The 17969-nt window shown below is 71.6% G+C and carries 16 protein-coding genes and 1 riboswitch; of the genes, 7 read left to right on the top strand and 9 right to left on the bottom strand.

Annotated features, from left to right (window positions below; genetic code table 11):
* Positions 1-42: 42 nt before the first annotated feature.
* The gene (locus QFZ64_RS25235; protein WP_307069416.1) at positions 43-1482 is read right to left on the bottom strand and encodes a gamma-aminobutyraldehyde dehydrogenase; all 1440 of its coding nucleotides are present in this window, start codon (positions 1480-1482) and stop codon (positions 43-45) included.
* A gap of 203 nt (positions 1483-1685) precedes the next feature.
* Between QFZ64_RS25235 and QFZ64_RS25230 the strand changes: the two genes are divergently transcribed.
* From QFZ64_RS25230 to QFZ64_RS25200, 7 genes are all read left to right on the top strand, one after another.
* Entirely contained in the window at positions 1686-2210 is a 525-nt protein-coding gene (locus QFZ64_RS25230; protein ID WP_307069415.1) for an Lrp/AsnC family transcriptional regulator, read from the top strand.
* Complete coding sequence (locus QFZ64_RS25225; RefSeq protein WP_307069413.1) at positions 2195-3595, top strand: aspartate aminotransferase family protein; 1401 nt, start codon at positions 2195-2197, stop codon at positions 3593-3595. Before QFZ64_RS25230 ends, QFZ64_RS25225 begins: the two co-directional genes overlap by 16 nt.
* Before the next feature lie 332 nt (positions 3596-3927).
* Positions 3928-4665, top strand: coding sequence for an ABC transporter ATP-binding protein (locus QFZ64_RS25220; RefSeq protein ID WP_307069411.1), 738 nt, complete (start codon positions 3928-3930; stop codon positions 4663-4665).
* On the top strand, positions 4647-5924 hold the full coding sequence (locus QFZ64_RS25215) for a hypothetical protein (protein WP_307069408.1): 1278 nt from the start codon (positions 4647-4649) through the stop codon (positions 5922-5924). The genes QFZ64_RS25220 and QFZ64_RS25215 overlap by 19 nt, the downstream gene beginning before the upstream one ends.
* Before the next feature lie 119 nt (positions 5925-6043).
* Entirely contained in the window at positions 6044-6451 is a 408-nt protein-coding gene (locus QFZ64_RS25210) for a VOC family protein (protein ID WP_307069406.1), read from the top strand.
* An 83-nt stretch (positions 6452-6534) separates the two neighbouring features.
* The gene (locus QFZ64_RS25205) at positions 6535-7662 is read left to right on the top strand and encodes an LOG family protein (protein WP_307069404.1); all 1128 of its coding nucleotides are present in this window, start codon (positions 6535-6537) and stop codon (positions 7660-7662) included.
* Positions 7663-7824: 162 nt separating this feature from the next.
* Positions 7825-8580 (top strand): LAETG motif-containing sortase-dependent surface protein, encoded by a 756-nt coding sequence (locus QFZ64_RS25200; protein ID WP_307069402.1) that lies wholly within the window; start codon positions 7825-7827, stop codon positions 8578-8580.
* 93 nt (positions 8581-8673) lie between these two features.
* On the opposite strand, the gene QFZ64_RS25195 is transcribed toward QFZ64_RS25200, so the two are convergent.
* The 8 genes from QFZ64_RS25195 to tsf all read right to left on the bottom strand — a co-directional run bounded on the left by QFZ64_RS25195 (position 8674) and on the right by tsf (position 17806).
* Positions 8674-9693: an ABC transporter ATP-binding protein gene (locus QFZ64_RS25195; protein ID WP_307069401.1), complete on the bottom strand. Its 1020-nt coding sequence runs from the start codon at positions 9691-9693 to the stop codon at positions 8674-8676.
* On the bottom strand, positions 9693-11294 hold the full coding sequence (locus QFZ64_RS25190) for an iron ABC transporter permease (RefSeq protein ID WP_307071857.1): 1602 nt from the start codon (positions 11292-11294) through the stop codon (positions 9693-9695). The genes QFZ64_RS25195 and QFZ64_RS25190 overlap by 1 nt, the downstream gene beginning before the upstream one ends.
* A 137-nt stretch (positions 11295-11431) precedes the next feature.
* Complete coding sequence (locus QFZ64_RS25185) at positions 11432-12493, bottom strand: thiamine ABC transporter substrate binding subunit (protein WP_373430772.1); 1062 nt, start codon at positions 12491-12493, stop codon at positions 11432-11434.
* A 109-nt stretch (positions 12494-12602) separates the two neighbouring features.
* A riboswitch (TPP riboswitch) is annotated at positions 12603-12710 on the bottom strand.
* Between the two features lie 42 nt (positions 12711-12752).
* Positions 12753-13865: a 23S rRNA (adenine(2503)-C(2))-methyltransferase RlmN gene (gene rlmN / locus QFZ64_RS25180; RefSeq protein WP_307069397.1), complete on the bottom strand. Its 1113-nt coding sequence runs from the start codon at positions 13863-13865 to the stop codon at positions 12753-12755.
* Positions 13866-14037: 172 nt separating this feature from the next.
* A complete protein-coding gene (locus tag QFZ64_RS25175) occupies positions 14038-15249 on the bottom strand; it encodes a phosphatidate cytidylyltransferase (RefSeq protein ID WP_307069393.1) in 1212 nt (403 codons plus the stop codon).
* Positions 15249-15806 carry a ribosome recycling factor gene (frr, locus tag QFZ64_RS25170; protein ID WP_307069391.1) on the bottom strand — a complete coding sequence of 186 codons (558 nt, stop codon included), beginning with the start codon at positions 15804-15806 and terminating at the stop codon, positions 15249-15251. Before frr ends, QFZ64_RS25175 begins: the two co-directional genes overlap by 1 nt.
* A gap of 142 nt (positions 15807-15948) precedes the next feature.
* On the bottom strand, positions 15949-16710 hold the full coding sequence (gene pyrH, locus QFZ64_RS25165) for a UMP kinase (protein ID WP_307069389.1): 762 nt from the start codon (positions 16708-16710) through the stop codon (positions 15949-15951).
* Positions 16711-16969: 259 nt separating this feature from the next.
* On the bottom strand, positions 16970-17806 hold the full coding sequence (gene tsf / locus QFZ64_RS25160; RefSeq protein WP_307069387.1) for a translation elongation factor Ts: 837 nt from the start codon (positions 17804-17806) through the stop codon (positions 16970-16972).
* Positions 17807-17969: the final 163 nt, after the last annotated feature.

The following is a 17969-nucleotide window of genomic DNA, read 5'->3' as shown; positions in this document are numbered from 1 at the left end:
GCGGGCGTGAGCGGGGGCGCACGCCCCCGCTCGCCGCGGGTGTCACACGTCGAGCGACGTCATCACGTGCTTCACGCGCGTGTAGTCCTCGAACCCGTACGCCGACAGGTCCTTGCCGTAGCCGGACTTCTTGAAGCCCCCGTGCGGCATCTCCGCCACCAGCGGGATGTGCGTGTTGATCCACACGCACCCGAAGTCCAGCTTCCTGGACATCCGCATGGCCCGCCCGTGGTCCTTCGTCCACACCGACGACGCCAGCGCGTAGTCGACGCCGTTGGCCCACTCCACCGCCTGGTCCTCGTCCCGGAAGGACTGCACGGTGATGACCGGGCCGAAGACCTCCTGCTGGATGATCTCGTCGTCCTGCACGAGCCCGGAGACGACGGTGGGGGCGTAGAAGTACCCCTCGTCGCCCACCTGGTGTCCGCCCGCCTCGACCTTGGCGTGCGCGGGGAGCCGCTCGACGAACCCGGCGACCTGCTTGAGCTGCTGGGGGTTGTTCAGCGGCCCGTACAGCACGTCCTCGTCGTCCGGACGCCCGGTCTTCGTCTCGGCGGCGGCCTTGGCGAGCGCGGCGACGAACTCGTCGTGGATGGCCTCGTGGACGAGCACGCGGGTGGCCGCCGTGCAGTCCTGACCGGCGTTGAAGAACCCGGCGACCGAGATGTCCTCGACGGCCTTGGGGATGTCGGTGTCCTCGAAGACGACGACGGGGGCCTTGCCTCCGAGTTCCAGGTGGACCCGCTTCAGGTCCCGGGACGCGGACTCGGCGACCGACATGCCGGCCCGTACGGAGCCGGTGATGGAGGCCATCGCCGGGGTCGGGTGCTCGACCATCAGGCGGCCGGTGTCGCGGTCGCCGCAGAGCACGTTGAAGACGCCCTTGGGCAGGATCGAACCGATGATGTCGGCGATCAGGACCGTGGAGGCGGGGGTGGTGTCGGACGGCTTGAGCACGACCGTGTTGCCGGCCGCGAGCGCGGGGGCGAACTTCCAGACGGCCATCATCATCGGGTAGTTCCAGGGCGCCACCTGCGCGCAGACGCCGATCGGCTCGCGGCGCACGAAGGACGTCAGTCCCTCCATGTACTCGCCGGCCGAGCGGCCCTCCAGCATCCGCGCCGCGCCCGCGAAGAAGCGGATCTGGTCGATCATCGGCGGGATCTCCTCGGTGCGGGTCAGCCCGATCGGCTTGCCCGTGTTCTCCACCTCGGCGGCGATGAGCTCCTCGGCGCGCTCCTCGAACGCGTCGGCGATCTTCAGCAGGGCCTTCTGGCGCTCGGCGGGGGTGGTGTCCCGCCAGCCGGGGAAGGCCGCGGCGGCGGCGGCCATCGCGGCGTCGACGTCCGCCTGCCCGGACAGCGGCGCCGTCGCGTACGCCGTACCGGTCACGGGGTTGACCACCTCGGTGGTCCGTCCGTCGGCGGCGTCGCGGAATTCGCCGTCGATGTGGTTGCGCAGACGACGCAGTTCGGTGCTCACTGCCGGTCCTCCCGGGGGTTTCGCGTACGGACGGATGTCACGTGTCCGACTTCTCCACGTGTCCATTTGCTGAGACACCCACCCTAGTCGCTGCCTCCGCGTCCTCAACACCCCCACTCCCCTCACGGCTGCGAAATCCGCACGTTCACACACTCCAGACAACGAATTTCATCGATTACGCCTTGCGGAACTGTCGAGACGTCGTGCACAGTGACCCGGTGGCCAGTCGAAGCGCAGAGCACAAGGACCCCTCCCGGGAGCACCGGAACGGCGGCGGCATCCCTCACCTGGACGCCGTCTCCCTCGCCATCGTCGAGCAGCTCCAGGAGGACGGCCGGCGGCCGTACGCCGCGATCGGCAAGGCGGTCGGTCTGTCCGAGGCGGCCGTGCGTCAGCGCGTGCAGAAGCTCCTCGACCAGGGTGTGATGCAGATCGTCGCCGTGACGGACCCGCTCACGGTGGGGTTCCGCCGGCAGGCGATGGTCGGCGTCAACGTGGAGGGGGACGTGGACGCCGTCGCCGACGCGCTGGCGGCCATGGACGAGTGCGAGTACGTGGTGATGACCGCCGGGTCCTTCGACCTGATGGTGGAGATCGTCTGCGAGGACGACGACCACCTCCTGGAAGTCATCAACAAGCGCATCCGGGCCGTCCCCGGCGTGCGCTCCACCGAGAGTTTCGTCTACCTCAAGCTCAAGAAGCAGACCTACATGTGGGGAACCCGATAGCCGTGAGCAGCGACAGCAGCGCCAGCGCCAAGGACCTCAGCAAGTCCGCGTACGACCACCTGTGGATGCACTTCACCCGCATGTCCTCGTACGAGAACGCCCCCGTGCCGACGATCGTGCGCGGTGAGGGCACCTACATCTACGACGACAAGGGCAAGCGCTACCTGGACGGCCTGGCGGGGCTGTTCGTCGTCCAGGCGGGCCACGGCCGCACGGAACTCGCCGAGACCGCGTTCAAGCAGGCGCAGGAGCTGGCGTTCTTCCCGGTGTGGTCCTACGCCCACCCCAAGGCCGTCGAGCTCGCCGAGCGGCTGGCCGGGTACGCGCCGGGCGACCTGAACAAGGTCTTCTTCACCACCGGCGGCGGCGAGGCGGTGGAGACCGCCTGGAAGCTGGCCAAGCAGTACTTCAAGCTGACCGGCAAGCCCACCAAGCACAAGGTGATATCCCGTGCCGTGGCCTACCACGGCACCCCGCAGGGTGCCCTGTCCATCACCGGTCTGCCCGCCCTGAAGGCGCCCTTCGAGCCGCTCGTCCCGGGCGCGCACAAGGTGCCCAACACCAACATGTACCGCGCTCCGCTCTTCGGGGACGACCCCGAGGCGTTCGGCCGCTGGGCCGCCGACCAGATCGAGCAGCAGATCCTCTTCGAGGGCCCGGACACCGTCGCCGCCGTCTTCCTGGAGCCGGTGCAGAACGCGGGCGGCTGCTTCCCGCCGCCGCCCGGCTACTTCCGGCGGGTGCGTGAGATCTGCGACACCTACGACGTGCTGCTCGTCTCCGACGAGGTCATCTGCGCCTTCGGCCGGCTCGGCACGATGTTCGCCTGCGACAAGTTCGACTACGTACCGGACATGATCACCTGCGCCAAGGGCATGACCTCGGGCTACTCCCCCATCGGCGCCTGCATCATCTCCGACCGCCTGTCCGAGCCGTTCTACAAGGGCGACAACACCTTCCTGCACGGCTACACCTTCGGCGGCCACCCGGTCTCCGCGGCGGTCGGGCTGGCCAACCTCGACCTGTTCGAGCGGGAGGGCCTCAACCAGCACGTCCTGGACAACGAGGGCGCCTTCCGCGCCACCCTGGAGAAGCTGTACGACCTGCCGATCGTCGGCGACGTCCGCGGCAACGGCTTCTTCTACGGCATCGAGCTGGTGAAGGACAAGGCGACCAAGGAGACGTTCGACGCGGAGGAGACCGAGCGCGTCCTGTACGGCTTCCTCTCCAAGGCCCTGTACGACAACGGCCTGTACTGCCGTGCCGACGACCGCGGTGACCCGGTCGTCCAGCTCGCCCCGCCGCTGATCTCCGACCAGTCCACGTTCGACGAGATCGAACAGATACTGCGGGGGGTCCTGACGGAGGCATGGACGAAGCTGTGACCGGACGCCGGGCGGCCTGCGGCGCCGAACGCCGCCGGGCACCGGGCACCGGGCGGCACCGCGTGCCGGGCACCGGCCGGGCGTCGGGCATATCGTCGTCCTGAATGATCAACATCGGCCCCTGGTCACCCGTTCGAGTGGGAAACGGTGACCCGGGGCCGTGTGCCGTCCGGCCTCCCGCCACGAGGCCGCCTAGCGTGCCAGTGACCGATCGGCCCTGTCTTCGTTCCCCCGGAAGAGGGACCCCCAGGAGGGGCCCGGACGAGGGACCCGGCAGCGGGAGACGCCCGAAGACCCGGCCGGGACAGCGGATCTGAAGCGAGGTGTACGCGATGGTGGCCCCGCCGGACAACGACGTGCTCTGGGCACGCGCCCTGCACTTCCAGCACAACGGTTCACCAGCCCTGACCGGCGTCTCGCTAGGCGTGCGCGACGGCGAGATCCTGGCCGTCACCGGCCCGCGCGGCAGCGGCAAGACGACCCTGCTGAGCTGCCTGTCCGGACTGCTGCCGGCGCAGAGCGGCGAGATCTGGTTCAACAGCCGGCCGATGCACACGATGCGCCCGATGCGGCGCGAACGGCTGCGCCGGGAACGGTTCGGCTGGATCGACCCGGTGCCCCACCTCGTCCCCGAGCTCAACGTCTGGGAGAACGCCGCCCTGCCGCTGATGCTGCGCGGCGTCGGACGCCGCGCCGCCCGGACCACCGCCCGCGAATGGCTCGAACGGCTCGACATCGGCACGTGCGCGCACAGACGCCCGCACGTCCTGCCGGTCGCCCAGCGGCAGCGGGTGGCCATCGCCCGCGCCCTGGCCGCGGCCCCCACGGTCCTCTTCGCCGACGAGCCGACCGCCTCGCTGCACCGGGCCGACCGCGCCCATGTGCTGCGCACCCTCACCGCGGCGGCCCGCTCGCACGGCATCACGGTCGTCCTGGCCACGACCGAGCCCGAGACGGCGGCGCTCGCCGACCGTTCGGTGGCGCTCCTGGACGGCCGTTGCGTGCAGACCGTCCACCTGCCGCCCGCCGCGGAGCCGGAAGGCCGGGCCGCGTGCTCGCTCTCCGTCTAGCCCGCCGGGCACACGTACTGGTCCAGGTCCGCAGACTGCTGGTCGTCGCCGCCTCGGCGGCGACCGGCTTCCTGCTGCTGTGCGCGTTCGGGTACGCCCTGGCGCACCCGGGGGCCGCCGCCCCGGCCGCGCTGCGGCTCGCGTGGTGCGCGGTGCCGGTCGCGGCCACGGTGCATCTCGCCGTCGCCGTCGCCCGCGCGGACCCGGGCACCCGGCCGCGCCCCGGGCTGTCGGCGGTCGGCCTGGGACCCGGCCGGCTGAGGGTGTTCTCCGTCCTCGTCACGGCCCTGTCCTGCGCCCTGGGTTCCGCCGCCGCCCTCCTCCTCTTCCTGCACCTGCGCGGCGACCTGCCCGGCGCCCCGCCGCGCGGGGCCCTCGCCGACGCCCTGGCGGCGGGTCTCCCGCTGCCGCTCCCGGCGACGGCGACCCTGCTGGCGGTGGTCCCCCTGGCCGCGTCGGCGGCCGGCGCCCTGACACTGCGCCCCCGCGAGGACGTACGCCCGGACGTGCTCCGAGAGGTGCGCCCGGACGTGGCGACGGACCCCGGCGCGGAGCCGGCGCCAGGTGACCGCCGGGCGGCGAAGGCCCGTACGGCGCTGCCGGGGCAGGGCACCTCCCCGGCGGACGCCGGCACCGCCGCCGTCCCGGCCCCGTCCGGTCTGCCGTGGGGCGTCGCCGTCATCGCCGCCGGCCTGACCACCGAGACCTATGCCGCCCGGGACCCGGGCACCGGGCGGTTCGACCTCCCCGGCGACCTCGTGGTCGGTTCCGCCGCCGTGCCGGCCGGCTGGGCGCTCACCGCCGTCGGCCTCGCCCTGGCCGGGCCCGCGCTCACCCACCTGTGCGGCCGCCTGCTGCAGGCGGCCCGCCCGGGAGTCCTGCGGCTGCTGTCCGGCCGTGTCCTCCAGGAGGAGGCGGGGCGCATCGGCCGTCCCCTCGGCGTGGTGTGCGCGGTCGCCTCCGGCGCGTACGCCACCGCGCGCCTGTACGCCGAGGCGCACGACGCGCACCCCTCCTTCGGGCCCCTGAGCACCCTCGGCGCGCTCGTGGTGGCCGGCTGCGCCCTCGCGACGCTGGTGACGGCGGCCGTCGAGGCCCGCCGGGACCGGACCGACACCACCGCCGCCCTGCTGCGGATCGGCGCCCCGGCCACCCTCCTGCGGGCCGCCGCGCTGCTGCGCACCGCCGCTCTCGTTCTCCTCCTCACCCCGTTGACCTGGCTGGTCGCCGAGCTGGCCGCCCTGCCGCTCACGCGCTGAACGGCAGGGCCCCACGGCCGCCGGAGAATGTGCCCCGGCGGCCGATGAGTTCCGGGGTCCCTTCCGGTCTGCCCCTTCACAAGGACGACGCTCCACCGCACCCCCGTGGGAGGACCACCGTGTACCAGCAGATGATCTTCGTGAACCTGCCCGTCGAGAACGTCGACACCTCGAGGAAGTTCTTCACCGAGCTCGGCTACACGATCAACCCACAGTTCAGCAACGAGGACTGCGCCTGCGTGGTGATCAGCGACACGATCATCGCGATGATGCTCAGCAGGAAGCGGTACGCCGACTTCACCAAGAAGGAGATCGCGGACGCGACGCGCAGCAGCGAGGTGCTGCTGTGTCTGAGCGCGGAGAGCCGGGAGAAGGTGGACGAGCTGGTCGAGAGGGCGCTCGCCGCGGGAGGCACGGACAACGACGACACCCAGGACCACGGCTTCATGTACGGCCGCTCGTTCGACGACCCGGACGGCCACTCCTGGGAGGTCGTGTGGATGGACCCGACGGCCGTCGAGGGCTGATCGTGGAGGGCCGGTCGTCGAGAGCCGGCATCCGGAGAATGGTTGCCGGCCCGTTCGGGTGAGGGGCGCCCTAGCATGGGCTGGTGCATCCGACACACGATCAGCCGTTCGACGGCTCCCACGACCGCGAGATCGAGACACTCACCGAGTTCGACGAGGTGGTCGCCGCCGGCCGCCCCCTCGCCCGGCACCGTGTGCAGTCCGTCGACCTGACGGGCCGTACGGAGGTTCTGCTCGCCCAGGACTGCGCCGGCGCCGTCTTCCTCGGCTGCCCGATGACCCCCGACGCGGCCGCGCACGTACGGGCCTCGGGGGCGCTGGTCTTCCCTCCCGTCCCCGGCCTGCCGTTCGACCCGTACCGGGGCCTGGTGTACTCCCCCGACGAGCTGTACGACGGCCTGGCCGCCGGCGGCTACGAGGTGACGCCGGACGCCCGTGCGTACGCCTGGTTCCAGCGCACGAAGGCCGACGGGGACGTGTTCGCGTCGATGCTGCGCGCCGTCCACGACGACGCGGTCTCCGACGCGCTGGACGAACTCCTCACCGGCGCCCGGGTGGTGGGCGTGATGGGCGGCCACGCGATGGCGCGCGGTACGTGGGCGTACGCGGGCGCGGCGCGACTGGGCCGGGAGCTGGCGCGCGCCGGGCTCATGGTCGCCACCGGGGGCGGCCCGGGCGCGATGGAGGCCGCGAACCTGGGGGCGTACGCGGCGCCCTTCGCGGACGCGATGCTGGACGAGGCGCTCGAACTGCTGGGCAAGGCACCGTCGTTCGTGCCGTCGGTCGGGGACTGGGCGGGCGCCGCCTTCGAGGTGCGCGGCCGTCGTCCCGGCGGCGGGGCCTCGGTGGGCATCCCGACGTGGTTCTACGGTCACGAGCCGCCCAACGCGTTCGCCACGCATGTGGCCAAGTACTTCGCCAACGCGACCCGGGAGGACGGTCTGCTGGCCCGTTCGAACGCCGGTGTGGTCTTCCTGCCGGGCGCGGCCGGTACCGTACAGGAGATCTTCGACAACGCGACGCCCAACTACTACGAGTCGCGGGGCGAGCCGACGCCGATGGTGCTGGTCGACCGGGCGCACTGGACCGAACACCTGCCGGCGTGGCCGTTGTTGCGGGCGCTGGCACGGGAGCGGTCGATGGAGGCGCGGATCGCGCTCGTGGACTCCGTGGAGGAAGCACCGGCGGCGCTCAAACGTATGAGCGGTTAATAAGCGGGCAAAGTCCGGGGTGAGGCCGGGCATATGCGTTGACAGGTCTTACGTGACGCTTATAAACCTGTGAGCCACTCGGGGATCCTGTGACGACCCGCTACCGTGGCAGCGTCAAATCCCCGTTCACCCCCCGCAGTTGCGCATCCCGTGAAGGGCACAGTGGCCATCTTGTCCAAGTCGTCCACCTCATCCGCCTCGTTCATATCCCGCCGCACCACGGCACGCGCCGCCCGCGTGCTCGGTGTCGCGTCCGCCTCGGCGGCGCTCGCGCTCGGTGTCGCCGGAACGGCGGCCGCCTGCAACATCAGCGAGTTCTCCGCCGTCGCCAAGTGCGACGGCGACAAGGGTGTCATCGCCGTCACCGACGTCGACGCGTCCGGCACCCCGGTGACCGTCTCCGTGTTCCTGGAGAACAACGGCGCCGACCAGAAGAAGATCGGCGAGAAGACCGGCGTCAAGGGGTCCCGCGAGGGTGTCACCGTCACCTTCGACGAGGACTGGAAGGCGAACGCCACCTACCGCGTCCACGTCAAGGCCGACAACGGCGCCGTCGACGAGGACATCAAGGGCAATCTGACGACGCCGGGCACCGCCTGCGCCTCCGACACCGGCACCACGCCGTCGAAGCCCGCCTCCCCGAAGCCGTCGGACACGGCGGACAAGCCGTCGGGCGACACCACACCCGCGGCCACCCCGTCGGACTCGAAGGCGGCGGAGGACACCACCGCGCCGGCCGCCGGTGCGGGCAGCGACAACGGCCCGTCGCCCGCGGCCGTCGGTGAGTCCAACCTGGCCGAGACCGGCGCCAGTTCGAACACCCCGATGATCGCCGGCATCGCCGCCGCGCTGGTCGTCGTCGGTGGTGGCGCGGTGTTCTTCGGGATGCGCCGCCGCGGCGCCTCGAAGGCCGGCTGACGCACGCGCAGCACCGGTTCGCGGTGACGGCCCGTCCCCTCGCGGGGGCGGGCCGTTGCCGTGTCCGGCGTACCCCGGCCTGTTCGAGGGTGTTCAGCCGAGCACGACGGTCTCCGCGGCGTCGAACATGACGCCGACCTCGCTGCCCACCTCCGGGGCGTCCCGCAGGGCGCAGGCCGCCTCCAGGCGGGGCGCCCCCTCGGGGCGGAGGTGGACGGAGACGTGGGTGCCGCGGAAGGTGTGGGCGGTGACGGTGCAGGGCAGGCCCTCGGCACCGGTCACCAGCCGTACCCCGGCGGGCCGCACGAGCAGTGTGCCGGGGCCCTGCGGGGAGCCGTCCGGCACGGGGAGCTTGCCCCAGGGGGTATCGGCGGCCCGGCCTGTGACGGTGGCCGGGACGACGTTGTCGAAGCCGAGGAAGCGGGCGACGAACGCGTCGGCGGGGTGCTGCCACACCTGGAGCGGGGTGCCGGACTGGGCGATGCGGCCGTCGCGCATGACCACGACCCGGTCGGCGAGCGCGAACGCCTCGCCCTGGTCGTGGGTGACGGCGAGGACGGTGGTGCCGAGCCGGGCGAAGAGTTCGCGGAGTTCGACGACGAGGCGTGTCCGCAGCGAGCGGTCGAGCTGGCCGAGCGGTTCGTCGAGCATGAGCAGCCTGGGGCGGGCGGCCAGCGCGCGGGCGAGGGCGACGCGCTGCTGCTCGCCGCCGGACAGCACGGCGACCGCCCGCCGTTCGGCGCCGGGCAGCCCGACCAGCTCCAGCAGCTCCCGCACCCGCGCGGCCCGTTCGCTCCTCGCCATGCCGTGCATGCGCGGTCCGAAGGCGACGTTGCCGCCGACGTCGTGCTGCGGGAAGAGCTGGTGGTCCTGGAACATGAGGCCGACCTGGCGCCGGTGCGCGGGCACGGCGGCCTGGTCCCGCCCGTCGAGCAGCACGCGGCCGGCGTCCAGCGGCTGGAGTCCGGCGACCGCCCGCAGCAGGGTGGACTTGCCGCTGCCGCTGGGGCCGAGGACGCACACGATCTCGTGGTCGGCGACGTCCAGGTCGACGGCGTCGAGCGCGGGCCGTCCGCCGAAGCGGACGCTCGCTCCCGTGAGGCTCAGCAGCATCAGAACTCCCCGCTCCGGTCGGTGCGCAGCCGCTCCAGGACGAGCAGGGCCGTCGCGCACACCACCATCAGGATCGTGGACAGGGCCATCGCCTGCCCGTAGTTGAGCTCGCCGGCCCGGCCGAGCAGCCGGGCGACGGCGACGGGCAGGGTGGGGTTGTCGGGCCGGGCGAGGAACACGGTCGCCCCGAACTCCCCCAGCGAGACGGCGAACGCGAATCCGGCGGCGACCAGCAGCGCCCGCCGCACCAGCGGCAGGTCGACCTCCCGCCACACCCGCCAGGGGGAGGCGCCGAGCACGGCCGCGGCCTGCCGCAGCCGGTCGTCGACCGCGCGCAGCACCGGCAGCATGATGCGCACCACGAAGGGGACGCCGACCAGGGCCTGCGCGAGCGGCACCAGCAGCCAGGAGGAGCGCAGGTCCAGCGGGGGTTCGTCGAGGGCGATGAGGAAGCCGAAGCCGACGGTGACGGCGGAGACGCCGAGCGGCAGCATCAGCAGCGCGTCGAAGCCCCGGACGAGCCGTCCGGCGTCGCGGCGGGCCAGCGCCGCGGCGGCGAGCCCGCCGATGACGAGGGCGACGACGGTGGCGGCGACGGCGTAGCGCAGTGAGATGCCGACGGCGTCGATCGGCGGGACGAGGAAGGTGCCGCCGTCCTCGCGGGTGAGCGCCTTGTAGTAGGCGAAGCCGGGCGCGTCCAGGGAGCGCTGCACGAGCACGGCGAGCGGCAGTACCAGCAGCAGGGCGACGGTGGTGAGGACGCCGGCGAGCAGCGCCCACTGTCCGGCGCCGCGCGGGCGACGGGCGGTACCCGAGGCGTCCACGAGTCGCAGCGCGGTCTCCCGGCGGCGCACGGTCCAGGCGTGCACGGCGAGGATCGCGCCGACGGCGGCGAACTGGACGAGGGTGAGGACGGCGGCCGTGGACAGGTCGAAGATCTCGGAGGTCTGCCGGTAGATCTCGACCTCCAGGGTGGCGAAGGTGGGGCCGCCGAGGATCTGCACGATGCCGAAGGAGGTGAAGGTGAACAGGAACACCATGAGCGCGGCGGCGGCCACGGCCGGGCCGAGCGCGGGCAGGGTGACCGTGCGCCAGGCGGTGAACCGGGAGGCGCCGAGCATGCGTGCGGCCTCCTCCTGGCGGGGGTCGAGCTGTCCCCACAGGCCGCCGACGGTGCGTACGACGACGGCGTAGTTGAAGAAGACGTGCGCGAGCAGGATCGCCCACACGGTGGTGTCCAGCCGCAGGCCCCACAGCTCGTCGAGGAGTCCCCCTCGGCCGACGAGGGCGAGGAACGCGGTGCCGACGACGACGGTCGGCAGCACGAACGGCACGGTCACCACCGCGCGCAGGACGTTCCGGCCGGGGAAGTCGAAGCGCGCGAAGACATATGCGCCGGGGAGCGCGATCACCAGGGTGAGCGCGGTGGAGGCGAGCGCCTGCCAGGTGGTGAACCACAGCACGTGCCGGATGTCGGACTGCCCGAGGACGTCCGCGATCCGGCCGAGCTGCCAGCCGCCTTCCGTCCGCAGGCCGCGGGCGACGATCGCGGTGACCGGGTAGGCGAAGAACACCGCGAAGAACGCGACGGGCGTGGCCATCAGGCCGAGCCGCGCCGCGGCACGCCGACGGCGGTCGCGGTGGTCCCGGCGGCCCGGGGCGGGTGCCGCGGGAGTCGCGTCACCCGCCCCGGTCGCGCCGGTCGCCGCTGCCGCGTCGGTCGCGCCGGTCGCCTTGGTCACTTCAGTACGAGCGAGGTCCACGACTTGACCCACTCGTCGCGGTGGTCGGCGATTTGACCGGGTGCCATGGTCTTCGGGTTCTTGGCGGCGGGCCCGAACTCGGCGAACGCCTCGGGCACCGTGGCGCCGTCGACGACCGGGTAGACGAACATGTTGAGCGGCATGTCCTGCTGGAACTCCTTGGTGAGCAGGAAGTCCAGGAGTGCCTTGCCGCCCTTGGTGTTGTGGGCGTGGTTCAGCAGCCCGGCGAACTCGATCTGCCGGAAGCAGGTGCCGTCGGCGACGCCGGTGGGGGCGGTCTTGGGCTGCGGGTCGGCGTAGACGACCTCGGCGGGCGGGGAGGAGGCGTAGGACACGACGAGCGGGCGGTCCCCCTTGGCCTTCTTGCCGCCGGCCGAACCGGAGAACTCCTCGTTGTATGCCTGCTCCCAGCCGTCGACGACCTTGACGCCGTTGGCCTTGAGCTTCTTCCAGTAGTCCTGCCGGCCGTCGCCGTACTGGGCGGCGGTGCCGAGGAGGAAGCCGAGGCCGGGCGAGGAGGTCGCGGCGTTCTCGGTGACGAGGAGGTTCTTGTAGCGCGGGTCGGCGAGGTCGGCGAAGGAGGTGGGCGGGGCCAGCTTGTGCGCCCGGAAGTACGCCTTGTCGTAGTTGACGCAGATGTCGCCGTAGTCGATGGGCGTGACCCGGTGCTTGCCGTCGAGCCGGTAGGCGGCGCCGACCTTGTCGAGCCCCTTGGCCTCGTAGGGCTGGAACAGGCCGTTGTCGAGGGCGCGGGAGAGCAGGGTGTTGTCGACGCCGAAGAAGACGTCGCCCTGCGGGTTGTCCTTGGTGAGGATCGCCTTGTTGACGGCCTGCCCGGCGTCGCCGTCCTTGAGGACCTTGACCTTGTAGCCGGACTTCTTCTCGAAGTCCTTGAGCACGTTCTTGGAGACGGCCCACGAGTCGTGGCTGACGAGGGTGACGGTCCTGGAGCCGCCGGACGCGGAGTCGCCGCCTCCGGACGACGAGCCGCACGCGGACAGCGTGAGAAGGCCGAGGCCGACGACGACGGCCACCATGCTCTTGGTGTGCACTGGATTCCTCCTGGAGTGGACCAGGAGAAGACGCGGCCCTGTCCGGACCCGACCCGCCCGTGGGGCGGCGGCGGGCCCGGACAGGGCGCAACAGCTCGAGTGACGACCGATCTCCCTACCCAGAATGACCTGGGCGAGGTTCAGAGGGTCTGCGGCCCGGTTGCCGCACTCTCAGCGCTGTGGCGCTCCCCTGTCGGAATATGAAGATGTGTATGGCTGAAAAGACTACCGTCTGTCCGTAAGCCTACCGTTCGGTGGCCGCGAGCTGACCGCAGGCGCCGTCGATCTCCTGGCCACGGGTGTCCCGGACGGTCACCGGAACACCGTGGGCGGCGATCGCCTCGACGAACGCCTTCTCGTCCTCGGGCCGCGAGGCGGTCCACTTCGAGCCGGGCGTCGGGTTGAGCGGGATCAGATTGACGTGAACCGGGCGGCCCTTGAGCAGCCGGCCGAGCCGGTCGCCGCGCCACGCCTGGTCGTTGATGTCGCGGATGAGGGCGTACTCGATGGACAGCCGCCGCCCTGACCTGGCCGTGTACTCGAAGCCGGCGTCGAGGACCTCGCGCACCTTCCACCGCGTGTTGACGGGGACGAGGGTGTCACGCAGTTCGTCGTCGGGGGCGTGCAGGGAGATCGCGAGCCGGCACTTGAAGCCCTCGTCGGTGAACCGGTGGATCGCCGGGACGAGGCCGACCGTGGAGACGGTGATGCCGCGCTGGGACAGCCCGAGGCCGTCCGGCTCGGGATCGGTGAGGCGGCGGATCGCGGCGACGACCCGGTTGTAGTTGGCGAGCGGTTCGCCCATGCCCATGAAGACGATGTTCGACAGCCGGGCCGGGCCGCCGGGGATCTCGCCGTCGCGCAGGGCGCGCATGCCGTCGACGATCTGGTGCACGATCTCGGCGGTCGACAGGTTGCGGTCCAGGCCCGCCTGCCCGGTGGCGCAGAAGGGGCAGTTCATGCCGCAGCCCGCCTGCGAGCTGATGCACATGGTCACCCGGTCCGGGTAGCGCATCAGCACCGACTCGACGAGCGTGCCGTCGAACAGCCGCCACAGCGTCTTGCGGGTGGTGTCCTGGTCGGTCGACAGATGCCGGACGACCGTCATCAGCTCCGGCAGCAGCGCCTCCCGCAGCCGGGGGCGGGAGGCGGCGGGGATGTCCGTCCACTCCTGCGGGTCGTGCGCGTACCGCGCGAAGTAGTGCTGGGAGAGCTGCTTGGCGCGGAACGGCTTCTCGCCGATCGCGGCGACGGCCTCCTTGCGCTCGGCGGGCGACAGGTCGGCGAGATGCCGCGGCGGCCGCTGCGCTCCGCGCGGTGCGGCGAAGGTGAGTTCGCCGGGGGCTGGACGTGCCACGGTCGGGTGACTCCTCAAGACGACAGGGCCCTGGCCACCCGCCTGCGCGGGGAGGACGGCATGACGTTGCCGACGCCAGGAACTCTCGGGGGACGGCCCTCGTGAGGGCCGGGGACAAACCGGAAGGGCTCGCGGCACACGCCGCGAGCCCTTCCAGAGTACCTGCTCGCCGTCAACCCGAGCCGACGAAGGCCACCAGCAGCAACCACACCACGGGAGCCGTCGGCAGGAGCGAGTCCAAGCGGTCCATGATGCCCCCGTGCCCCGGGAGCAGCGTGCCCATGTCCTTGATGCCCAGGTCGCGTTTGATCATGGACTCGCCGAGGTCGCCCAGCGTGGCCGTGGCCGCGACCGCGAGACCGAGCAGCAGACCCTGCCACCACTTCCCGTCGTCGACGAGGAAGTGCATGCACAGCGCGCCCGCCACCATCGCGAAGGCGATAGCGCCCATCAGGCCCTCGCGGGTCTTGCCGGGGCTGATCCGCGGGGCCAGCTTGTGGCGGCCGAACCGCCAGCCGACGGCGTAGGCGCCGGTGTCGCTGACCACCGTCAGTATCAGGAACGTCAGCACCCGCCAGGGGCCGTCGTCCGCGGCCAGCATCAGGGCGACGAACGTGGCGAGGAACGGCACGTAGAACGCGGCGAACACACCCGCGGTGACGTCCTTGAGGTAGTCCTCCGGCGGCTGCGTCATCCGCCACACCAGCACCGCGAGCGCGGTGAGCGCCATCGCCACCCAGGCGCCCTGCGGGCCCCGCAGATAGCCGGCGACGACCATCGCGGCCCCGCCGAGCGCCAGCGGAACCAGGGGCGCGCGGATGCCCTTGCGCTCCTGCAGCCTGCTGGTCAGCTCCCACAACCCCACCACGACGGCGACCGCGACGACGCCGACGAACACGGCCTTGACGAAGAACAGTGACGCGACCACCACCGCGCCGAGCCCGACGCCGACCCCTATGGCCGCGCCCAGGTCACGGCCCGCACTCTTCTTCTGCGGCGGGCCCGACGAGGGCGCGGGCGCCGGCTGCGCGGCGGCTGGCTCGGGCATGGGCTCCGGCTTCTGCGACTGGGCCCCCGGGTACGGCTGGGCACCGGGGGGCGGCGGGGTCCCGTACGGCGCCTGCGGCGGGGTCCCGTAGGGCGTCTGCGGCGGGGCCGGGTGGTGGAACGGGGGGCCGCCCGGTGCGGCGGACCCCCGGCCGTCCTGCTCCCCGCCGTGTGCGGGTACGTCGGGCACGATGGGCATGGGCCGAGTCTGCGACGGACCGTGGGCGTCCCGCGCGTCGTGGACGGGACCCGCCGGGCCGGCTCCCTGGAAGGGGCCCCGGTCGGACCGCCCCCCGTACCCGGCCTGCGGCGGCGCCCCCCAGGATGAGTCGTTCATCAGACCTCGAGCAGCTCGGCTTCCTTGTGCTTGAGCAGCTCGTCCACCTGGGCGACGTACTTGGCGGTGGTGTCGTCGAGCTCCTTCTCCGCACGGCGGCCCTCGTCCTCGCCGGTCTCGCCGTCCTTGATCAGCTTGTCGATGGCGTCCTTGGCCTTGCGACGCACCGAACGGATCGAGATCTTGGCGTCCTCGGCCTTGGTCCTGGCGACCTTGATGTAGTCCCGGCGGCGCTCCTCGGTCAGCTCCGGGAACACCACGCGGATGATATTGCCGTCGTTGCTCGGGTTGACGCCGAGGTCGGAGTCGCGGATCGCCTGCTCGATGTTGCGCAGCGCGGTCTTGTCGAACGGGGTCACCACGGCCATGCGCGGCTCCGGCACGGAGAACGAGGCCAGCTGGTTGATCGGCGTCGGCGCCCCGTAGTAGTCGGCCACGATCTTGTTGAACATCGCCGGGTGCGCACGGCCGGTGCGGATCGCGGCGAAGTCCTCCTTGGCGACCACGACGGCCTTCTCCATCTTCTCCTCGGCTTCGAGGAGGGTCTCTTCGATCACCACTTGCTCCTGCGTGTCTTGAGTGGGCCCGGCGTCTGATCCTGGTCGGGACGGCGGCCGGCTTGAGTCGCGTCTTCCTGCTGTTCCTGCACGGTTCCCGACCGGCAGGACATTGTCCATCCCCCGGCCCGGGCCGCCTCCGTCAGCTCCGGCTGTCCTGCTCACCCACCAGGGTGCCGATCTTCTCGCCCTTGACGGCACGGGCGATGTTGCCCTCCGTCAGCAGCTCGAAGACCAGGATGGGCAGCTTGTTGTCCCGGCACAGCGTGATCGCGGTGGCGTCGGCGACCCGCAGGTCCCGGGTGATGACCTCGCCGTAGCTGAGCGCGTCGAACTTGACCGCGCCGGGGTTGGTCTTCGGGTCGGAGTCGTAGACCCCGTCCACGCCGTTCTTGCCCATCAGCAGCGCCTCGGCGTCGATCTCCAGGGCACGCTGGGCGGCGGTGGTGTCGGTGGAGAAGTACGGCATGCCCATCCCGGCGCCGAAGATCACCACACGGCCCTTCTCCAGGTGCCGCACCGCGCGCAGCGGAATGTACGGCTCGGCGACCTGCCCCATGGTGATGGCGGTCTGCACCCGGCACTGGATGCCCTCCTTCTCCAGGAAGTCCTGGAGGGCGAGGCAGTTCATGACCGTGCCGAGCATGCCCATGTAGTCCGAGCGCGCCCGGTCCATCCCGCGCTGCTGGAGCTCCGCCCCGCGGAAGAAGTTGCCGCCCCCGATGACGGCGGCGATCTGCGCGCCGTCCCGCACCACGGCCGCGATCTCCCGCGCGACGGCGTGCACCACGTCCGGATCGACGCCGAGCCCACCACCGCCGGAGAACGCCTCCCCGGACAGCTTCAGCAGATACCGGCCGCGCACTTTGCCGCCGTCGTCGCTCTTCTCGGCCTTGGTGGTCATGGGAATCTCGCCTCTTTTACGTGTCACACATACGAAGAAGGCCATTGCCGGCGGGGGCGTGGTTCGCTTCCCATGCGCGGCAATGGCCTCCTCGTCAGTCAGATGTGCTGTCGTCCGCGACGCGCGTGTGCGGGGCGGCGCCGGCCGGTGTCCCGAGGTACATCCCGGGACACCGGGGGCGCCGACGCCACGCACGACACGACGGCACGGACGGCCGCTCTCGACCCTATAGGGCTCGCGCCCCCGTCGCGGTACGGACTCAGATGCCGACCTTGATGCGCGTGAAGCGCTTCAGGGTGACACCGGCCTCGTCCAGGACCTTCTGGACCGACTTCTTGTTGTCCAGCGCGTACGGCTGGCCGAGCAGCGTGGCGTCCTTGAAGAAGCCGTTGACGCGGCCCTCGACGATCTTCGGCAGGGCCGCCTCGGGCTTGCCCTCGGCGCGGGTGGTCTCCTCGGCGATCCGGCGCTCGGCCTCGACGACCTCGGCCGGGACGTCCTCGCGGGAGAGGTACTTCGGCGCGAACGCGGCGATGTGCTGGGCGACGCCCTTCGCGACGTCCGCGTTCTCCTTGTCGAGCTCGACAAGGACACCGATCTGCGGCGGCAGGTCCGGCATCGTGCGGTGCATGTACGCCGACACGTAGCCGTCGGAGAACCGCGCGAAGCGGTCCAGGACGATCTTCTCGCCCAGGTTGGCGTTGGCCTCGTCCACGTACGCCTGGACGGTCTTGCCGGCCTCGATCTCGGAGGCGAGCAGCGCCTGGAGGTCCGCCGGGGAGGTCTTCGCGACGTGGTCGGCGATCGCCTTGGCCACCGACTGGAACTTCTCGCCCTTGGCGACGAAGTCCGTCTCGCACTTCAGCTCGACCAGGACGCCGGAGGTGTTGTCGTCGGCCAGGACGGAGACCACCGCGCCGTTCTCGGCGGAGCGGCCCTCGCGCTTGGCGACGCCCTTCTGGCCCTTGATGCGCAGGGCCTCGACGGCCTTGTCGACGTCGCCCTCGGCCTCGTCGAGCGCCTTCTTGCAGTCCATCATGCCGGCGCCGGTGAGCTCACGGAGCTTCTTGACGTCGGCGGCGGTGTAGTTCGCCATCAGTCTGTGAATCTTTCTCGAAGTCTGGAAGATCGACGGTCGGCGGGGTCCGCGGTCCACACCTCGGGGCGTGCCGCGTGGGCGCCACCGGCCTACGGGTGAACGGCGGGAGCGGAGATCGTGTCACCGCTCCCGCCGTCAACGCCTGGACAACCGGACGACC

This window comes from Streptomyces sp. B3I8 (assembly GCF_030816915.1).
Lineage (GTDB): Bacteria > Actinomycetota > Actinomycetes > Streptomycetales > Streptomycetaceae > Streptomyces.
This window is presented reverse-complemented; position numbering and strand designations above follow the sequence as displayed.

Coding starts and splice junctions, on each gene's coding strand:
- QFZ64_RS25220 (WP_307069411.1), top strand. CDS start 3,928: ATGGTGGCCCCGCCGGACAACGACGTGCTCTGGGCACGCGCCCTGCAC.
- QFZ64_RS25195 (WP_307069401.1), bottom strand. CDS start 9,693: ATGCTGCTGAGCCTCACGGGAGCGAGCGTCCGCTTCGGCGGACGGCCC.
- QFZ64_RS25190 (WP_307071857.1), bottom strand. CDS start 11,294: ATGGCCACGCCCGTCGCGTTCTTCGCGGTGTTCTTCGCCTACCCGGTC.
- QFZ64_RS25185 (WP_373430772.1), bottom strand. CDS start 12,493: ATGGTGGCCGTCGTCGTCGGCCTCGGCCTTCTCACGCTGTCCGCGTGC.
- QFZ64_RS25175 (WP_307069393.1), bottom strand. CDS start 15,249: ATGAACGACTCATCCTGGGGGGCGCCGCCGCAGGCCGGGTACGGGGGG.
- pyrH (WP_307069389.1), bottom strand. CDS start 16,710: ATGACCACCAAGGCCGAGAAGAGCGACGACGGCGGCAAAGTGCGCGGC.
- tsf (WP_307069387.1), bottom strand. CDS start 17,806: ATGGCGAACTACACCGCCGCCGACGTCAAGAAGCTCCGTGAGCTCACC.